Below are 510 nucleotides of genomic sequence, written 5' to 3'. Positions count from 1 at the left end.
CCAAAAACTGCCCCATGAGCTGAAAACGCAGGGATCCTACTGCTTTACGAATACCGACTTCTTTGGCCCGGTTGAAAGAACGGGCGGTGCTCAGGTTGATAAAATTGATGCAGGCCAGTAACAAAACAAAAAAGCCAATACTGCCAAATAGCCACAGATACTGAATACGTCCCCCCGCATTTTCGCCATTTTCCCAGTCGGAGTACAGATGCCATCGCGCCATTGGATCCAGAAAAAGTTCGGGGTTCAGCGGAGCGGCCTCCTTATTTTTTTCAGCAAGTACCCGGCTGATTTGTCCACTTACCTCATCGGAAGTGGCAGTTGGAATCAGCTCAACGAAAATCTCAAAAGAAGTATTCTGCCAGCTATCCCGGGCATCTTTTGCCCAGGGCGTTGCGGATACGTATAGTTCCCAGGGAGCTATAAAATGTACATCTGCAAAACTACTACCCGCGGGCAGGTCTTCGTAAACACCCGTTACGCTGACCGTCATGCTAGTATTGATTTTCA

The 510-nt window shown here is 48.6% G+C and carries 1 protein-coding gene; it reads right to left on the bottom strand.

The genetic code is table 11. From position 1 onward, the window contains the following. On the bottom strand, positions 1–493 hold a 493-nt coding region (locus ACLD7X_RS18440), incomplete at its 3' end, for an ABC transporter permease (RefSeq protein ID WP_411425134.1). Positions 494–510: the final 17 nt, after the last annotated feature.

Origin of the sequence: Aphanothece microscopica RSMan92 (genome assembly GCF_046613545.2) — a bacterium.
Classification (GTDB): domain Bacteria; phylum Cyanobacteriota; class Cyanobacteriia; order PCC-6307; family Cyanobiaceae; genus NIES-981.
Note: the sequence above shows the minus strand (reverse complement) of the source record. Positions and strands in the feature narration are given on the sequence as shown.